The organism is Terribacillus saccharophilus, assembly GCF_046592595.1.
Taxonomy (GTDB): domain Bacteria; phylum Bacillota; class Bacilli; order Bacillales; family Amphibacillaceae; genus Terribacillus; species Terribacillus saccharophilus_C.
In genome coordinates this window covers 260,062-277,403 of the sequence record NZ_JAWVPF010000004.1, presented here as the reverse complement: position 1 = coordinate 277,403, position 17,342 = coordinate 260,062, and the positions used below count along the sequence as shown (strand labels likewise).

Annotated in this window: 17 protein-coding genes; 14 read left to right on the top strand and 3 right to left on the bottom strand. The window is 45.0% G+C overall.

Annotated features, from left to right (window positions below):
- The first annotated feature begins 8 nt into the window (after positions 1–8).
- Positions 9–1,481, top strand: a complete 1,473-nt coding sequence (gene araA, locus SFC25_RS08545; RefSeq protein WP_411214865.1) for an L-arabinose isomerase — start codon at positions 9–11, stop codon at positions 1,479–1,481.
- Between the two features lie 295 nt (positions 1,482–1,776).
- On the opposite strand, the gene SFC25_RS08540 is transcribed toward araA, so the two are convergent.
- The 3 genes from SFC25_RS08540 to SFC25_RS08530 form a co-directional block, all read right to left on the bottom strand.
- Complete coding sequence (locus SFC25_RS08540) at positions 1,777–2,484, bottom strand: YjjG family noncanonical pyrimidine nucleotidase (RefSeq protein ID WP_411214864.1); 708 nt, start codon at positions 2,482–2,484, stop codon at positions 1,777–1,779.
- Positions 2,485–2,502: 18 nt separating this feature from the next.
- The gene (locus tag SFC25_RS08535) at positions 2,503–2,655 is read right to left on the bottom strand and encodes a helix-turn-helix domain-containing protein (RefSeq protein ID WP_411214983.1); all 153 of its coding nucleotides are present in this window, start codon (positions 2,653–2,655) and stop codon (positions 2,503–2,505) included.
- Between the two features lie 214 nt (positions 2,656–2,869).
- Positions 2,870–3,106 carry a cyclic nucleotide-binding domain-containing protein gene (locus SFC25_RS08530; protein WP_411214863.1) on the bottom strand — a complete coding sequence of 79 codons (237 nt, stop codon included), beginning with the start codon at positions 3,104–3,106 and terminating at the stop codon, positions 2,870–2,872.
- A 215-nt stretch (positions 3,107–3,321) separates the two neighbouring features.
- Between SFC25_RS08530 and SFC25_RS08525 the strand changes: the two genes are divergently transcribed.
- The 13 genes from SFC25_RS08525 (at position 3,322) to SFC25_RS08465 (ending at position 17,252) form a co-directional block, all read left to right on the top strand.
- Positions 3,322–4,452, top strand: coding sequence for a GntR family transcriptional regulator (locus SFC25_RS08525; RefSeq protein WP_411214862.1), 1,131 nt, complete (start codon positions 3,322–3,324; stop codon positions 4,450–4,452).
- 303 nt (positions 4,453–4,755) lie between these two features.
- On the top strand, positions 4,756–6,099 hold the full coding sequence (locus tag SFC25_RS08520; protein ID WP_411214861.1) for an ABC transporter substrate-binding protein: 1,344 nt from the start codon (positions 4,756–4,758) through the stop codon (positions 6,097–6,099).
- A 244-nt stretch (positions 6,100–6,343) separates the two neighbouring features.
- The gene (gene arfA / locus SFC25_RS08515; RefSeq protein ID WP_411214860.1) at positions 6,344–7,864 is read left to right on the top strand and encodes an arabinosylfuranosidase ArfA; all 1,521 of its coding nucleotides are present in this window, start codon (positions 6,344–6,346) and stop codon (positions 7,862–7,864) included.
- Positions 7,865–7,882: 18 nt separating this feature from the next.
- Complete coding sequence (locus SFC25_RS08510) at positions 7,883–8,821, top strand: carbohydrate ABC transporter permease (protein ID WP_411214859.1); 939 nt, start codon at positions 7,883–7,885, stop codon at positions 8,819–8,821.
- Complete coding sequence (locus tag SFC25_RS08505) at positions 8,821–9,660, top strand: carbohydrate ABC transporter permease (RefSeq protein ID WP_411214982.1); 840 nt, start codon at positions 8,821–8,823, stop codon at positions 9,658–9,660. The genes SFC25_RS08510 and SFC25_RS08505 overlap by 1 nt, the downstream gene beginning before the upstream one ends.
- 33 nt (positions 9,661–9,693) lie before the next feature.
- Positions 9,694–10,317, top strand: a complete 624-nt coding sequence (locus SFC25_RS08500; RefSeq protein ID WP_411214858.1) for a YesL family protein — start codon at positions 9,694–9,696, stop codon at positions 10,315–10,317.
- A gap of 27 nt (positions 10,318–10,344) precedes the next feature.
- Positions 10,345–11,835, top strand: a complete 1,491-nt coding sequence (locus tag SFC25_RS08495; protein WP_411214857.1) for an alpha-N-arabinofuranosidase — start codon at positions 10,345–10,347, stop codon at positions 11,833–11,835.
- A complete protein-coding gene (locus tag SFC25_RS08490) occupies positions 11,835–13,049 on the top strand; it encodes a sn-glycerol-1-phosphate dehydrogenase (RefSeq protein ID WP_411214856.1) in 1,215 nt (404 codons plus the stop codon). Before SFC25_RS08495 ends, SFC25_RS08490 begins: the two co-directional genes overlap by 1 nt.
- Positions 13,046–13,303 (top strand): DUF6171 family protein, encoded by a 258-nt coding sequence (locus tag SFC25_RS08485; RefSeq protein ID WP_411214855.1) that lies wholly within the window; start codon positions 13,046–13,048, stop codon positions 13,301–13,303. The genes SFC25_RS08490 and SFC25_RS08485 overlap by 4 nt, the downstream gene beginning before the upstream one ends.
- Positions 13,304–13,325: 22 nt before the next feature.
- A complete protein-coding gene (locus tag SFC25_RS08480; protein WP_411214854.1) occupies positions 13,326–14,111 on the top strand; it encodes an HAD-IIA family hydrolase in 786 nt (261 codons plus the stop codon).
- Between the two features lie 18 nt (positions 14,112–14,129).
- Positions 14,130–15,275 (top strand): family 43 glycosylhydrolase, encoded by a 1,146-nt coding sequence (locus SFC25_RS08475; protein WP_411214853.1) that lies wholly within the window; start codon positions 14,130–14,132, stop codon positions 15,273–15,275.
- A 213-nt stretch (positions 15,276–15,488) separates the two neighbouring features.
- On the top strand, positions 15,489–16,670 hold the full coding sequence (locus SFC25_RS08470; protein WP_411214852.1) for a YhgE/Pip domain-containing protein: 1,182 nt from the start codon (positions 15,489–15,491) through the stop codon (positions 16,668–16,670).
- A 42-nt stretch (positions 16,671–16,712) separates the two neighbouring features.
- Positions 16,713–17,252, top strand: a complete 540-nt coding sequence (locus SFC25_RS08465) for a PadR family transcriptional regulator (RefSeq protein ID WP_411214851.1) — start codon at positions 16,713–16,715, stop codon at positions 17,250–17,252.
- Positions 17,253–17,342: the final 90 nt, after the last annotated feature.

The window sequence follows — 17,342 nt, the reverse complement described above, 5'->3', positions numbered from 1 at the left end:
GAGCTAGGATGCTGCAAGTTAAGCCATATGTTTTTTGGTTCGTGACAGGAAGCCAGCACTTATACGGGGAAGAAACGCTTAATCAGGTACAGGGGAACTCTGAGGATTTGGTTAATAAACTGAATGAACAAGGAACACTGCCATTCTCGATTGAATTCAAGGAAGTGCTGACCAATGCGGCTGATATCCAGCGAGTCAGTCTGGAAGCAAATGCAGATCCCGAATGTGCCGGGCTGATCACTTGGATGCATACATTTTCACCTGCCAAGATGTGGATTGGGGGATTGAAAACATTACAAAAACCATTGCTGCACTTGCACACGCAATACAACCGCGATGTGCCTTGGGATACAATCGATATGGACTTTATGAACCTGAATCAATCCGCGCATGGTGACCGGGAATATGGCTTCATGGGAACGCGCCTCAACAAAGCCAGAAAAGTGATTGTTGGATATTGGGGCAACAAGGAAATACAAAAGCGGGTCGCCGATTGGATGACGACTGCAGTCGGATTCAATGAAAGCCAGCAGATCAAAGTAGCGCGTTTTGGCGACAATATGCGCACTGTAGCGGTCACAGATGGTGATAAGGTCGAAGCCCAGATTAAATTCGGCTGGACAGTTGATTATTACGGCATCGGGGATCTTGTTGCCGAGATGAAGGAAGTGAGTGACTCCGATGTAGATGAACTGGTATCGGAGTATAAGGAAGGGTATGATCTCCCGTCAGAAGAAGATCAGCTAGCCTCTGTTCGGGAGCAGGCACGTATTGGAGTTGCATTGAAGCGATTCTTGGATCGGGGGGGCTATCAGGCATTCAGTACAAACTTTGAAGATTTGCATGGTATGAAGCAGCTCCCGGGTCTTGCTGTCCAGCATTTGATGGCACAGGGCTATGGCTTTGCCGGAGAAGGAGACTGGCGTACTGCGGCACTTGTACGCTTGCTCAAGGCAATGACGAATAATGAGAAGACATCTTTCATGGAGGATTACACGTATCATTTGGAAGAAGGCAATGAACTGATCCTAGGTTCCCACATGCTGGAGGTGTGCCCGACTGTAGCTGCTAATCGACCGTCCATCCAAGTACATCCGCTTGGCATTGGCGGCAAGGAAGATCCGGCTCGTATTGTTTTTGATGGCATCGCTGGTGAAGCAGTCAATGTCTCTATCATCGAGCTCGGCGGACGCTTCCGTATGATCATCAACAAAGTGGATGCAGTCGAATCTGAACAAGACACCCCGAATTTGCCGGTTGCCAAAGTACTTTGGAAGCCCCAGCCATCCTTGAGCGAAGCAACAGAAGCATGGATCTATGCCGGCGGTGCTCACCATACTGCGCTGTCGTTTGCACTCACAGCAGAGCAGCTTGAGGATTTTGCGGAATTGGTTGGAATCGAATGTGTGACGATTGATAATAATACCGTTCTGAAGCAATTCCGGAAAGAACTGCAGTGGAACCAGGTGGTATGGAAATAAGGTCGGCTATGCCGGTCTTTTTTCTTTCTGATAGTTATAACTATTTGTTATATCTAATTATGAAAAAGCGATATTTTAGTATGCAGATGGATTATGATACACCTAAGGAAAAGGAATTCACAGATTACGCCCAAAACTTTTTTCATCAGATGACATTGTAAATAAAAGGAAGATGTGCTGATTGCACATCTTCTTTAACATCCGCAGCCTTATTTATACTATCGAGAGAAGTTGGTGAAAAGGGTGTAGACATATAATTTATTTTAAAACCACGCAATTATCCATGGACATTCGATTATAAGTTAACTGCGTTTTCTCTTAGTATACTTAGTAATTCCTCTAATGTAGTTATTTCATAATCCGGATGAAGCGGAAGATGGTTCGGCAGTCTGCCTGGGTTAAACCAGCAGGTGTCCATACCAGCCATATTGCCGCCTTGAATATCGGCGACTAAGGAATCCCCGATGATCAAGGAACGTTCAGGCTCTATTCCAGGAACGCGTTCAAACACATAATCAAAGAACCCAGCCATTGGTTTTTGATACCCTGTATCTTCTGAAACGAAAACAGATTGAAAGTAAGGAAGGAGACCGGTCGCTTTCAGACGGCGGAATTGTGTGTCGGAAACACCGTTTGTCACGATATACAAAGGATAATCCTTGGAGAGTTTCTCCAATACTTCTGCCGCACCAGCTATCATATGTCTTCCTTGTGCAAGCAGCTCGCGATAAGCATTATCCAGATCGGCTCCATCTACTTGTTTATCGTAGAGGGCGAAGAACTCGGTGAATCTGGAACTGACGACAGTATCGCGATTGATTTCTCCTTTTTCAAAGGAACTCCACAATCGCTGGTTAATGGTACGGTACGCCGTCATTGCCGCTTCATCTGTTGGCAGACCATGCTGGCTGAATAGTAGCGGCAGCGCTTCCTGCTCGGTTTTTGTAAAGTCTAGAATAGTGTTGTCAACGTCAAAAAATAAAGCGTCATATTGTTTTGTCATGTTGTCTTCCTCCAGTTATTAAGCATAAATTGAACGACTTGCTAGCCGCTTAAGCTTTTTCCCAGTCTTTATGGATATGGAATTCTTGCTGCGCTCGATGATACCTTCGTTAGCTAACATAGTAAGTAAACGGTTCACATGCCGGGAGGTCGTCCCTATATGGTCCGCGATGTCGCTGTCCGGTTAATGGGCAAGGAACCGGTCAGCCGTCTTCCATCATGCTCTGTCATAACACGAAATAGGTAGCTTGCTAACCTGGTAAGGGCTCCATGAGTCAGACTAAAGCTGAACGCTCTTGATTTAAGCTGGAACTTCTCTGTTACTTCGCGCAGCAGAAGCTGAAGAAAAGGCGGATGTGGGCCGCATATGTATGTAGTGAATCAATTTATATCCCGATCAGATGTACTTCACTCGCAGCCTCTACCGTATGCAATGCATCCATCTGCTTGATATATTCCATATCACCCAATAATTCAAAAGCCTGCATGAATGAAACAATTAGTTTCTTACCATTCTCTGCAACATAAGATACAGTAGCTTTACCTTTTACGAGCATAAAAAGTTGTTCTGCGTTTTTCTCCATATAAGATTCCAGAAGAGGCTCGTTATGTACAAGCTTCATAAGCAGGCCTGCCTTCTAGCTATACTATATGTCCGTAATTTGGAAAGGAAAGGACTATGTCCCGATCGTATCATATCGTTATTTGATTCGCAAAATAGCGGGAGAACGCTCATACTAGTGTCACCTGTATTCTTTTTATCCCAACATAGTGTGCCAATCCCTTTACTTGTGTTATGCTAACTTATACGAACATGTCAAGGAAGCTGGTGTTAGTTATGCAGACAAAATATGCAATTGTAAAACAGGCAATTAAGTCTAAAATCCTCGATGGTACGTATGAGCCGCATGCAAAAATTCCGTCGGAGAGCGAAATGATGAAGCAATTCGATGTGAGCCGCCATACGGTCCGTCTTGCAATTGGTGAACTGGTGAATGAGGGCTGGCTTTACCGGGAACAGGGTGCTGGTACATTCTGTGCGGATAGGTCGAAGCATCAGCTGCAGCAGAACGCTGCCCAGAATAAAAATATTGCCATTGTGACGACGTATATCTCCGATTATATTTTCCCATCGATTATTCGCGGAGCAGAAGCTTATCTAAGCGATCATGGTTATAATGTGAGTCTGTTCAATACGAATAATGATCATGAAAAAGAGCGGGAGTACTTAGAACGGATCATCACTACTGGCTTTGACGGTGCCATTATTGAGCCGACCAAGAGCGCGTCAGCCAACCCGAATATCAATTATTACCTGAATTTGGAGCGGCTGCAGATTCCGTATATCATGATCAATGCTTATTATGATGCATTGGAACCGTATCGCGTCCTTGTCGATGATGAACGCGGCGCTTTTCTCCAAACAGAGCATCTTATCAAGCAAGGTCATCGGGATATCATCGGTTTCTTCAAGACAGACGATATGCAGGGAACACTGCGGATGAAAGGATACTTAAAAGCGCATCGCGAATACAAGGTTCCGATCAATCCAAAGCATATCGTGACATACAGCACAGAGGAAAAGCATGACAAACCGCTACAAGAGCTTGAAGCATTACTGGATCAAACTGATGCCAAGCCAACAGGATTAGTCTGCTATAACGATGAACTTGCCATCAAATTGATCAATGTGCTGCGAGAACGCAATATGAAGATTCCGCAGGATATGTCAATTGTAGGCTTTGATAATTCCTTCCTGACCGAATTATCGGAAGTGAAGCTGACTTCTGTTGAGCACCCGAAAGCAGAGCTTGGCAAGGCAGCTGGTAAATTGATTCTGGATTTAATCGAGAGTAATCAGGGCAAAGGCTCTCAAGGGTCAATCGAGAGTATTGTTTTCCCGACAAAGCTAGTGGCAAGGCAGTCAACGCAAGCTATCAAAGCAAATACCTTGGAGAAAATAAAGTAAACAGATGGAGCTGGGTTATCAGCTCCTTTTTTTATAACTTGTTTAACAAGTATTCTATAAAATTTCTGTTTACAATGTCTTGTTCGTATAAGTTGTGAAGATAATGATATGAAACTTATTGACTGATTAGGGGAGCGGTGATAGGATATACATAACACGCATCGTATAGGCTGACATCTCAAAATGTATGCGCTATCATCCAGACTGTTCCCCAGTTAGCCGAGTACGGAAAGGGAGGTATGACCTCTTTAGTAAACGCTTTCAAATTCTGCTTACTTAATTCAAAAATGAGGGGGTAGCTTTATGAAGAAGGTCTTGAAGACATTGATGATCGGGTTGATGATCATTGTATTGGTTGCTTGCAGCAAAGGCGGCAGTGGCGGCGGAGGCAGTGAAGCAGATGAAACAGAAGTTGTCGGAGCAGATCTGGAGAATGCAACAGAATTGACGTATTGGACATTTGTTGGTCAGCACATGGATTTATTCAAAGATTCAGCAGAACGCTGGAATGAAGAATTTCCGGACCGTCCAATCAAGCTTGTAGCTGAAACATATCCATACGATAATATGCACAATAACCTGCTGCTGAGTCTGCAATCAGGTAAGGGTGCACCAGATATAGCGGATATAGAGTTAAGTAAGTTTCCGAACTTTTTGCAAGGAACGCCGCAGCTTGAACCAATGAATGAATATGTAGAGCCAGTACTTGCTGATTCTGTAGAGGCACGCTTTGATCTATATGCAAAAGAAGGCGACTATTACGGTATTCCAACTCACGTAGGCGCAACCGTCATGTATTATAATACAGAAATTATGGATCAAGCTGGAGTGGATATCGATTCCATTCAGACATGGGATGACTTTGTAGAAGCCGGTAAACAAGTGACAGAAAAAACAGATGCAGTTATGTGGAACGTCGGAACAGGTGACTTTTTAATGGATTTATGGCCGATGGTTTCACAGCAGGATTCGGATTTCTTTGATGCGGAAGGGAATTTGACATTGGATAACGAAACCAATGTGAAGACACTTCAATTCTTGTATGATGCCATTTATACTGAGAAAATTGCTGAACTTACTCCTGGCGGAATGAACCAATCAGAGGATTTCTATAAGTACTATTCAGAAGGAAAGTCAGCTGCCATACTTGCGCCGCTTTGGTACATGGGACGCTTCCTTGACAACATGCCGGAAATGGAAGGGAAAATTGCCATCAAGCCGCTTCCTGCTTGGGAAGAAGGCGGCAAACGTTCTGCTGGTATGGGTGGTACAGGAACAGTTGTAACCAATCAGTCAGAAGAGACAGACTTGGCGAAGGAATTCCTGGCGTACACGAAGCTTTCGGAAGAAGGAAGTATCAATCTGTGGAAGGTTCTTGGATTTGATCCGCCTCGCTGGGATGTATGGGAAAGTGAAGCGGTAAGGGAAGATAATAAGTATTATCAATTCTTCGGTGACGGTATCTTCGATATGCTTTTGGAAGTAAAAGACGAGATCAACACATTGAATATTACCGAAAATACACCGGATGTATCAACGGAGTATAATACGATAATTGCAGATTCTGTGCTGAGGCAGCAGAATAAGACTCCTGAGGAAGCAATGAAAGAAGCTGCAGATAAAATTGAAAGTACAATGAAGCAATAGCTAGGACTCTACTACCCCAAGCAGCATTCCGCAGCTTGGGGTTTTTTATATAATTTCCAACTATTATAAAAAACGCTTGTTTTTACAGACGCATCTGTCTATACTGAATATATAAACTTATACGTACATATTTCTGGATGTAGAGAAGATAGAAGGAATATGTTCGTACGTGATGCGAGATGTATCACCTTCTTTTTTCACCTTAATTGTAAGCGTTATCAAAAAAGAAAGAGGAGTGGGATAAATGGCAGATAAATTGCAAGCGAAGATGGTTTTGGATAAGAGTTATCAAATCAGCGAAGTCGACAAGCGAATTTACGGATCATTCATTGAACATCTAGGAAGGGCAGTATATGGCGGTATTTACGAGCCAGGTCATCCTGATGCGGATGAACAAGGTTTTCGAAAAGATGTTATTGACTTGGTGAAAGAGCTGCAAGTGCCTATCGTCCGTTATCCTGGCGGAAATATGGTATCTGCTTATAACTGGGAGGATGGTGTGGGGCCCAAGGAAAGCCGTCCCAAGCGGCTGGAGCTGGCTTGGCGCACAATCGAAACAAATGAAATAGGGACGAATGAATTCGTGGATTGGGCAAAAAAAGCCCAAGCAGAAGTCATGATGGCAGTGAACCTTGGGACGAGAGGTATTGATGCGGCACGTAACTTGATTGAATATACGAATCATCCAAGCGGGACGTACTGGAGTGATTTGCGCAGGGAGCATGGCTACGAGAAGCCACATAATATCAAAACTTGGTGCCTAGGAAATGAAATGGATGGTCCATGGCAGGTAGGGCATAAGACAGCGGCTGAATACGGCAGAATTGCGAAAGAGACAGGCAAGGCGATGAAACTTGTTGATCCGAGTATCGAACTTGTTGCATGTGGCAGTTCAAACACGGATATGCCGACTTTTCCAGAGTATGAGGCGACAACATTGGATATCGCGTATGACGAAGTGGATTTTATCTCCCTGCATCAATATTACGGCAATCCTTCCAATGATCCAGCCAACTATCTGGCGAAGAATATGGATATGGATCATTTCATCAAGACTGTAACCGCTACCTGTGATTACATCAAAGCAAAGCATCGAAGCAAGAAAACAATCAACTTGAGCTTTGATGAATGGAACGTCTGGTATCACTCCAGAGAGCATGATGAAAAGCTGGATCCGTGGACAGTCGCACCGCCACAGCTGGAGGATGTCTACAATTTCGAAGACGCTCTTTTAGTAGGAAGCATGCTCATTACGCTGCTCCGTCACGCTGATCGTGTGAAGATGGCTTGCATGGCACAGCTGGTGAACGTTATTGCACCGATTATGACAGAAAACAATGGCCAATCTTGGAAACAGACAATCTATTATCCTTATTTGCACGCATCCGTTTATGGTCGTGGCATCAGCCTGCAGCCAATTCTTTCTTCTCCTAAGTATGATAGCAAAGATTTCACCGACGTGCCGTTCATTGATAGTGCTGCTGTCTATGATGAGCAAGAAGAAGCGTTAACGATTTTCCTAGTGAACAAACATCTGGAAGAAGCTATTCCGCTCGATGTAGATGTCCGGAGCTTTGAGGGATATGAACTTGCAGAGCATATCGTGCTTGAGCATCATGATCTGAAGGCGGCAAACACGAAGGATACAGCACGTGTCACACCGCATAGCGATGGTGAATCAAGTTTGGAAGATGGCAGGTTGAAGGCGCAATTGAATCGGACTTCCTGGAATGTCATCCGGCTGCAAAAAGCCAGAAAAAACTAAGGGTGAGGGGGGATTGTGATGAATACAGTAACACCAGTATCACCGGTGAGAACACGAAAGAAACAGAATAAGTTCCTCCGGTTCCTGAATTCAAAGAAAGTAGTACCGTTTGTTTTCATATCACCATTTGTCCTGTCTCTGCTTCTGTTCACAGTGTATCCGGCAATCCAGGGAGTGATCATGAGTTTTCAGAGTGTGCTTCCCGGGCAAGTGGAATTCATTGGGATGAGCAACTATGAGCGCGTCTTTAACCCAACATTTTACCGAGCTGTTTCAAATACGACAGCTTATGTCGTGCTTACCGTGTTGATTTTGACCATCATCCCGATGGTGCTTGCGGTAATTCTCAATTCGAAGCATGTCCGCTTCCGGACGCTTTTCCGTGCTTCACTCTTTATACCGGCACTAACATCCACGATTGTCGGCGGTATGATTTTCCGCTTCATGTTCAGTGAGCAGGAAGGCGCGGTTGCTAACCAGCTTATCGGACTGTTTGGCTTTGATTCGATCAAATGGATGTTTACGCCTTGGGCAGCGATCGGGCTAATGGTGCTGCTTGCCAGCTGGCGCTGGGTCGGTGTGAATATCCTCTACTTCCTGGCAGCATTGCAAAACGTGCCGGATGAGATGTATGAGGCAGCACAGATAGATGGTGCTACAAGATGGCAGCGCTTCCGTTTCATTACGATGCCGATGCTGAAGCCGATCATCATCTTCGTCAGTACGATCACGATCATCAACGGCTTCCGTATGTTTGAGGAAAGCTATGTATTCTGGGCTGTTGGTTCGCCAGGTAATATCGGTCTATCTATTGCGGCCTACATTTACCAGCAGGGTATCCAGCAGAACGATATGGGCTTCGGTGCTGCGCTTGGCGTCGTATTAATGCTCATCATCTTCGTAATCAGCATTATCTATTTGATTGCTACCGGCACATTCAAGAAGGAGGAGAGATGATGAAAAAGTCCAACAATAAAGCACTCGGTTTCATCGCCACTCTTGTTATGGCCATTGTCAGCTTGATTGCGCTTTTCCCAATCATAAGCTTGATTATGTCGTCGTTCATTCCATCCTCTTCTATGATGCGAAACGGAATATCTTTCAGCTTTCCTTGGGATGAATTGACGTTAAGCAACTATACGTACATCTTTACCCAATCAGCAGAATACTGGACGTGGTATGGAAACAGCCTCTGGATTTCTGCACTGATGATCGTTTTGTCACTGTTCTTTTCTTCCATGGTAGGCTATGCGCTGGCCATGTATGACTTCAAAGGAAGCAATATCTTCTTCGTCGCAGTTGTGTTCATCCTGATGGTGCCATTTGAAATACTGATGCTTCCATTATTCCAGTTAATGATTGATATGGCTCTGATTGACACGTATTTGGGCGTAATCCTTCCGGGTGTTGTAGCACCGGTTGCAGTATTCTTCTTCCGGCAGTATGCGCTTGGTCTGCCGAAAGAGCTGATGGATGCCGCACGGATAGATGGGTCGACTGAATACGGCATCTTCTTTAAAATCATGCTGCCGCTGATGGGACCTTCCCTGGCAGCGATGGCGATCCTGCAAGGACTTGGCAGCTGGAATAACTTCCTATGGCCATTACTCGTTCTTCGTTCAAACGATATGTTCACGCTGCCGCTTGGGCTGGCAACACTGCTTACACCGTACGGTAACAACTATGATGTCTTGATTGCAGGATCTGTTATGACAATCATTCCGATTGTGATTCTGTTCTTCTTCTTCCAGCGCTATTTCATCTCCGGATTGACTGTGGGCGGTGTCAAAGGCTGAGTACCGAATTTTGATTAGAAAGGAGTAAGTACCATGCTGAAGAAAGCGATGAGTAATCTCGATAAGTCTCTTTTGTGGATCACCCGGTTTGCACATTTGAATGCGCTGTTCCTGTTATACAGCCTCCTAGGGCTGGTCGTTGCCGGGGCAGCTCCGGCAACGGTAGCTGCTTTGCAGGTTTCCCGCCGGATTCTGAATGGAGAGGAAGTAAAGGTGCACCAAGCATTCCGCAAAGCATATAAACAGGAATTCTGGTCAGCAAACAAGCTGGGGTGGCTCCTTGGAGCAGCAGGTTTCATCCTATATACAAACTATCTGCTTATCAGACAGGCGGATGGACAGTTATTCTTCCTGGTGCCTTTCCTTTTCTATGTACTTATTTTTTGCTACATGACGGTTGTGCTTTGGAGCTTTCCGCTGCTGGCGAATTACAAAGCAGGTACGTTCCAAGTCATCAGAAGTGCGTTCATCATTGGACTGACGAGATTCCATATGACGCTGTCGATCGGTGTGCTTCTGTTTGCGCTTTTGTATCATAGCATCGGCTTGCCGGTGCTGCTGCTGTTCTTCTGTTTCAGTATCAGTGCGTTTGGCTGGATGTGGCTGAGCATGAAGGTATTCAGCACGATGAAGCAAGAAGAACAGCTAGCCAGTTAGTTATTTTGATAGATTGGAGCGATATGCATGTCGACTAAATTGATCATTCAAGCTGATGTGACGGAAGGGAAAATCAATAAGAATATTTACGGTCACTTCGCGGAGCATCTTGGCAGAGGGATATATGAAGGAATCTGGGTAGGGGAGGATTCTTCCATACCGAATACTAAAGGAATCCGCAACGATGTACTGGAAGCCCTTAAAGAATTGAACATTCCTGTATTGCGATGGCCAGGCGGCTGCTTTGCCGATGAATATCATTGGAAGGATGGCGTTGGTCCGCGTGAAGAGCGTAAGCGAATGGTCAATACCCATTGGGGAGGAGTAGTGGAGAATAACCATTTCGGAACACATGAATTCTTTACGCTTTGCGAGCTGCTCGGAGCAGAGCCGTATATTTGCGGAAACGTCGGCAGCGGAACTGTCCAGGAAATGTCGGAGTGGGTTGAGTACATGACATTCGATGGCGAATCGCCAATGACTGCATGGCGCCAGGAAAACGGCCGCCAGGAGCCGTGGAGGCTGACATATTTCGGAGTTGGTAATGAAAACTGGGGCTGCGGCGGCAATATGCGGCCGGAATACTATGCAGATCTTTATCGTCGTTATCAGACATATGTACGCAATTATGGTGAAAACAAGCTGTATAAGATTGCAGGCGGAGCCAATGTCGATGATTACAAGTGGACAGAAACACTCATGCAAGAAGCAGCGCCTATGATGGATGGATTGAGTTTGCATTATTACACGATTCCGGGTGATTTCTGGCTTGGTAAGGGCTCCGCTACTGATTTTTCCGAGGATGAATGGCATCTGACGCTGAAGCGTGCGCTTCATATTGAGGAACTGATCGAGAAGCACGGCACCATCATGGATAAATACGATCCGGAGAAACGCGTGGGACTTATCATTGATGAGTGGGGTACATGGTTCGACGTAGAACCTGGCACGAACCCAGGCTTTCTGTATCAGCAAAATACAATTCGTGATGCCCTCGTAGCTGGTGCTTCACTCAATATCTTCAATAACCATAGTGATCGTGTACAAATGGCTAATATCGCGCAAACAGTCAACGTTTTGCAAGCGATGATCCTGACAGAAGGACAGGAAATGATCAAAACACCGACGTACCATGTGTTTGATTTGTATCAAGTGCATCAAGATGCAGAACGTCTTTCCTTCCATTTAGAATCAGATGAGATAAAACATGGCGATTTAACATATCCAACTGTCAGCACTTCTGTATCAAAAGGAAAAGACGGCAAGATTCATGTGAGCTTCTGTAATCTGGATCACACGAATGAAATAACAGTAAATACAGAGCTTCGCGGTGCAGCACTTGGAACCGTGAGCGGCAAAGTCCTTACATCAGATAAAAGAGATGCGCGCAATACGTTCGATGCGCCTGATGATGTCGAGGTAGTTCCGTTTACCAATTTCGCCAAGCTGGATGGCGGTTTGCACGTTATATTACCGCCGATGAGCGTGACGGTTTTGACAATCGAGGAGGGTGCCTGATGCAATTATCAGCAGATATGCTGGCATTGGCAGAGGAATACGGGATACATCCGGACACTTTTCCACGCCTGCAAATAGAAGCTGGCGCACTCACATCAATTGCAGCTTACTTGAATGAGAAAGGCATGAGCAAAGCTGTCCTTATTATGGATGCTCAGACCAGAGCAGCCGCCGGAGATCGACTGGCAGCTCAGCTTGAAAGAGAGAACATCCAGGTGCATACAATTGAACTTTTAGCAAACCACCATGGTCAGGTGAACGCGGATGAAGCTGCACTTGTGCAGGTGCTTGTTGAGACTCCGATGGATACAGATGTTCTCTTGGCGGTAGGGGCAGGGACGATTCATGATATCACGCGTTTTTGCAGCCAAAAGCTTTCCGTTCCATTCGTAGCAGTTCCGACAGCAGCATCCGTCGATGGCTTCACTTCCAAAGGTGCGCCACTTATTCTGCGGGGAGTGAAGCAGACGATCCAGACCGCCGCCCCGGTGGCAGTGTTTGCCGACTTGGATGTGTTATGTGCTGCTCCCAGGCCGCTTACTGCGGCTGGCTTTGGGGATATTTTAGGGAAGTTCACCTCACTGCTTGATTGGGAGATTTCCGCAAGAGTCGGAGGAGAAGCCTATCATGCACTGGCTGCGAAAATGACACGTCATTCGCTGGATACTTGTATCGATCATGTCGACGAAATTGCCAAGGCAGATAAAGCTGGCATACGAATTCTAATGGAAGCCTTGATCGAGTCTGGCCTCGTCATGCAGGTGCTGGATTATTCCCGGCCTGCTTCAGGAGCAGAGCATCATTTATCCCATTATTGGGAAATGCATTTGCTTGAAAATGATAAACGGCAGCTTCTTCATGGAGCCAAAGTTGGTGTGGCATGCAGCATCATCACGGAATTGTATAAAAACTGGGTGGAGCAGTTTGATCCTTCAGAAGCAAAAGGAGCTTATGCTGCAGCGTTACTTGCGAATTGGGATGAGATCCGTTTGATGATTGCTGCGCTGCCGACGCCGGAGACGCTGCAATATTATTTGGAGCAGGTCGGAGCACCTGCTTCTACTGAGGAAATCGGGATACCTTCAGAGCTTGTGCAGGACAGCTTGAATGAAGCGTATCATCTGCGGGATCGTTGTACGGCTTTGTTTCTTATCAATCAATTCAAGAGAGAGCAAATCAGCTATCCGCTGCAGGATCGGATCGGAAGCCGATGACTTGCCGGACTTGTCTGCAAAAGAAAAGCTATACGGTAGAAGAAGCCGAAGCGCTTGTTGCAGATCAACTAGCATTGGAAGCCGTTTTGGCTGAAGAAGATACAGTGTCTGCTCGTTTAGCAATTTGTTCAGATTGTCCGTCGCTTACTGCGGATCATACTTGTTCGCGCTGCGGCTGTTTTGTAGCGTTCCGAGCCTCCCTTCCGGATAAACGCTGCCCAGATCCTGACGGAGACCGCTGGCAGCAGGTATAATCAAAGAAAGGAGGCGATGGATATGACTTTCTATCAAGCATTGGATAGCATTCTATTCGATTTGGACGGAACTGTATGGAAGGATTTTACGCTGATTGACGGAGCGGCTGATACAATCAGAACGCTGCAGGAAGCAGGTAAACGGGTAATCGGGCTGAGCAATCGAGGCACGCATTCCCGAAATCAGATTGCAGCATATTTTCAGGAGCAAGGTATCCACTGGGATAAGGAAGATATTATTTTATCTTCCTATCTTGCTGCTGATTATCTGCAGACGCATTACCTAAAACTGCCTGTGTGGGTGCTCGGGGAAGAGGGGCTGCGAGAAGAGCTTACCGAAGCTGGTCTGACTCTCGCAGAAGAACCGGAAGATGCTGATTGGCTTGTAATCTCATTGCACACTGGCGTTACCTATCATGATTTGAATCAGGCTTTTCGTGCTGTCATCCACGGAGCCAGGATTCTTGCAACGAACCAGGATCCTGTTTTCCCGGGAAAAGCTGGCTTACAGCTGGATGTTGGCGGATTGATCGGTGCGATTGAAGCATCAACAGGCAAGAAAACGGATATTATCGTCGGCAAGCCATCGCATTTTATGTACCAAAAGGTCATGCAGCGAGCAGGCAGTGACCCAGGAAAGACGATGATCGTTGGAGACAGTCTGACTTCCGACATAGCGATGGGTTCTATGTTCGGTTTGAAAACCGCATTGGTGCTCACGGGAAATACAACAAAAGAACAGGCGGATATTTCTAGTATCAAGCCAGATCTGATTCTGCCATCCATCAAGGAGCTTCCATTCACTTAAGAATATGGAGGAGATACGATGAAAACAATTGATGTCGAACATATTGAAGTTCGTGTGAAACATGGAGAGCTTGTTGAGCTTCCAAAGACAGTCGATGTAACGATTGACGAAGGTGTGCAAGCAGCCTATCGCGTCAGTTGGACGAATCTTCCGGATATGCGTACAGCTGGAACATATGAAGTAGAGGGGAGAATTGAAACGGATGACTTCCCAGAACCGTTCATCGAGCAGCGTGCTGATCCGTATATTCTGAAGGCGGAGGATGGGTACTACTATTTCACAGGTTCTTATCCGAAGTATGACAGAATTGTTCTGCGCCGCGCCAAGACATTGGAAGGTCTGCGTAAGGCAGAGGAACATACGGTTTGGAAGGCTCGTGAATCCGGCATATTGTCTGAGCATATCTGGGCTCCGGAGCTGCACCGTATAGACGGGAAATGGTACATACATTTTGCAGCAGGGGAAAAAGAAGATGTTTGGGCCATACGTCCATATGTGCTGGAATGTACAGGTGATCCTTTTTCCGATGACTGGACTGAAAAGGGAGCAATCAATACAGATTTTCAAAGCTTCTCCCTGGATGCCACAACGTTCGAACATCGAGGCAGTAGGTATCTAGTTTGGGCTCAAAAAACAGAGAACGATACCATATCAAATCTATATATTGCCGAAATGATCAATCCATGGACAATCAAGGGTGAGCAGGTGCTGCTTGCAGAACCTGAACACCCATGGGAGACAGACGGTTTCGACGTTAACGAAGGTCCAGCATTCCTGCATCGCCATGGGAAAGTATTCCTGACATTCTCGGCTAGTGCTACGGATGACCGCTATGCAATGGGTCTGCTATATGCAGATGAAGATGCTGACCTGCTTGATCCTGCATCATGGACGAAGCTGTCTGAGCCTGTGCTGACAAGCTCGGAGAATACAGGTCTTTATGGACCTGGTCATAACAGCTTCACTGTTACGGAAGATGGCTTTGATCTGCTTGTCTACCATGCTAGATCTTATAAGGAAATTGAAGGAAATCCGCTGTACGACCCAAACCGTCATGCACGCATCCAGCGTTTCTTCTGGAAGGATGGAATGCCGTATTTCGGGGAACCCGGTTTTAGGCTTGAAGATTCAAGCAAAGTAAAAGCAACAATAGTAATTGAGTAAACGAAAGTCCTTATACAGTGTATAAGGACTTTTTTTGTGTCCATTATGTGAAGAGAAAAAGGGTTACCTGAACCTTATCAAAAAATGTGAGAAAATCTTTGTTGACTTAATTTAGAAGATAACATAAGATATTAATTGCTCTAACAAAAGTACTCTAATTTGAGTACTTTAAATAAACTAAAATAACCTCGTACTTTAAGGAAGGATGCAATTATGAAATATACACAGTTTTTAAAATCCAAAGGAGCTATCGGCGCTATTTTCATGGGTATTCTATATGCTGTCTTCATGCTGGGGATATTCCTGCCTGGTTATTCCGCGATACCAGGGAACGTCGACCAATTAAAGGTTGCTATCGTAAACGATGATGCTGGAGAAGTTGGTGCTACAATTGCAGACCAGCTGACAGAAAATCTGCCTTTTAAAGATATCGAAACGGATTTGACGAATAAACAAGCATTAGATGAATTGGAGAAAAATGATCTGGCATTAGTTGTCCATATCCCGGAGAACTTCTCTGAGAATGTGCAAAGCGGAGAAGCTTCCTCCAGTATCGACTTTACGATTAATGAAGCTGGTGCAACGACTGTTTCTTCTACAATGAGCTCAGTAGTCGGCCAAATCAACAATCAATTGAGTGCTCAGTTCTCACAGCAGACTGCTGAAGGTGTATTGATGAACTTAAACGTACCAGAGGATCAAGCTGCAGCACTAAGCAATCAAATTGAAACAGCTTATCAAGGTAACGTTGTAACAATAAACGAAATGCCGGATGGTATGAATAACAATATGCTGCCAATGTTCCTGACAATGGCTGGTTATGTTGGTGCCATGATTGGTGCGATGCAATTAGTAGGTGCATTTAAAGAAAGCCAAGGAAAAGCAAGCAGAACCCGCCTATTCCTATATGTCCAGCTGACTGCGTTAATAATAGCGGTATTTGCTGCTTTGGTTGCGACAGGAATTGTCTATCTAGTAAATGATCCAAGCGGTGATTTGTACTTCGGCATGTTGGGTCAGCAGATTTTGAACTATATGGTCTGCTTCAACTTTGCAGCAATCTTTATCTTCTTGCTTGGTCAAGCTGGTATGATTCTAAACTTGCCAATCTTGCTGATGCAAACACTAGCAAATGGTGCGACAATGTCTCGTGATATGATGTATGCGCCATATGAATGGATGAGTCACATCTCGCCAATGTATTATTCTGTACAGGCATACTTTGCTAATTTGTTCGGCAGCACAAGCCCAAGTCCATTTATCTGGTCAATGGCAGCGGTAGGAGCGGCTGCAATGCTGATTAATATCATCATCGTTGCTTTCGTCCACAAACCGAGAGCGGCAGAAGGCGCAAATAACAGCGAAGAAACAGATGCTATTAAAGTAACAGTTTAAATTTGATATAATAAGATCATTCTGCTTGAGGGAGCAAAGAGAATGTCCATTCAAATTTTCATACTCAGCAAACTGATGGAGGATAATAACTATCCTTATAAACTAAAAAAACAGTTATCCGAGCCAATCCCATTAGATCAACTTGGCGGGCTGACAGAAAGCAAGCTTTACTATCATTTCGATTCCTTAGCTAAGCAAGGGTTAATTGAAGCAGTGGAAATCATAAAAGAAGAACATCGCCCCGATAAACAAGTATTTCAGATTACAGCAAAGGGACGCGAAGAACTGCCGAAAAAGATCTACAAGGTCATGAAGAATGCAGATAAAATAAGTGACATGGTTGTCTGTTTAGCTAATATCAAATATGTTGATCGTGATAAAGTAGTCAGTATTCTCGAAGATAAGCTAGAGAGAATCAAGGATCGATGGGAGCAAATCCAAACATTCGATAAGCTAGTCCAAAAGGATAAAGATAAAGAACAATTCATCGACTTTATGAGTGGCTATGTCACAACTAGAACGGAACATACCATTCATTGGTTGGAAGAGTTGATCAAGCGAGTGAAACAAGGGGATTTTTAAAATAGTTTTGTCATACACCGCAGAAGCTACGGCTTTTGCGGTGTATTTTTTTTGGGAAATACGTTGGGAAGTCGAATGGTCACAGAAGGG

Excerpts from the sequence above, each read along its gene's own strand:
- araA (WP_411214865.1), top strand. The coding sequence starts at position 9 with ATGCTGCAAGTTAAGCCATATGTTTTTTGGTTCGTGACAGGAAGCCAG.
- SFC25_RS08540 (WP_411214864.1), bottom strand. The coding sequence starts at position 2,484 with ATGACAAAACAATATGACGCTTTATTTTTTGACGTTGACAACACTATT.
- SFC25_RS08530 (WP_411214863.1), bottom strand. The coding sequence starts at position 3,106 with ATGAAGCTTGTACATAACGAGCCTCTTCTGGAATCTTATATGGAGAAA.
- SFC25_RS08525 (WP_411214862.1), top strand. The coding sequence starts at position 3,322 with ATGCAGACAAAATATGCAATTGTAAAACAGGCAATTAAGTCTAAAATC.
- SFC25_RS08520 (WP_411214861.1), top strand. The coding sequence starts at position 4,756 with ATGAAGAAGGTCTTGAAGACATTGATGATCGGGTTGATGATCATTGTA.
- arfA (WP_411214860.1), top strand. The coding sequence starts at position 6,344 with ATGGCAGATAAATTGCAAGCGAAGATGGTTTTGGATAAGAGTTATCAA.
- SFC25_RS08510 (WP_411214859.1), top strand. The coding sequence starts at position 7,883 with ATGAATACAGTAACACCAGTATCACCGGTGAGAACACGAAAGAAACAG.
- SFC25_RS08505 (WP_411214982.1), top strand. The coding sequence starts at position 8,821 with ATGAAAAAGTCCAACAATAAAGCACTCGGTTTCATCGCCACTCTTGTT.
- SFC25_RS08500 (WP_411214858.1), top strand. The coding sequence starts at position 9,694 with ATGCTGAAGAAAGCGATGAGTAATCTCGATAAGTCTCTTTTGTGGATC.
- SFC25_RS08495 (WP_411214857.1), top strand. The coding sequence starts at position 10,345 with ATGTCGACTAAATTGATCATTCAAGCTGATGTGACGGAAGGGAAAATC.
- SFC25_RS08490 (WP_411214856.1), top strand. The coding sequence starts at position 11,835 with ATGCAATTATCAGCAGATATGCTGGCATTGGCAGAGGAATACGGGATA.
- SFC25_RS08485 (WP_411214855.1), top strand. The coding sequence starts at position 13,046 with ATGACTTGCCGGACTTGTCTGCAAAAGAAAAGCTATACGGTAGAAGAA.
- SFC25_RS08480 (WP_411214854.1), top strand. The coding sequence starts at position 13,326 with ATGACTTTCTATCAAGCATTGGATAGCATTCTATTCGATTTGGACGGA.
- SFC25_RS08475 (WP_411214853.1), top strand. The coding sequence starts at position 14,130 with ATGAAAACAATTGATGTCGAACATATTGAAGTTCGTGTGAAACATGGA.
- SFC25_RS08470 (WP_411214852.1), top strand. The coding sequence starts at position 15,489 with ATGAAATATACACAGTTTTTAAAATCCAAAGGAGCTATCGGCGCTATT.
- SFC25_RS08465 (WP_411214851.1), top strand. The coding sequence starts at position 16,713 with ATGTCCATTCAAATTTTCATACTCAGCAAACTGATGGAGGATAATAAC.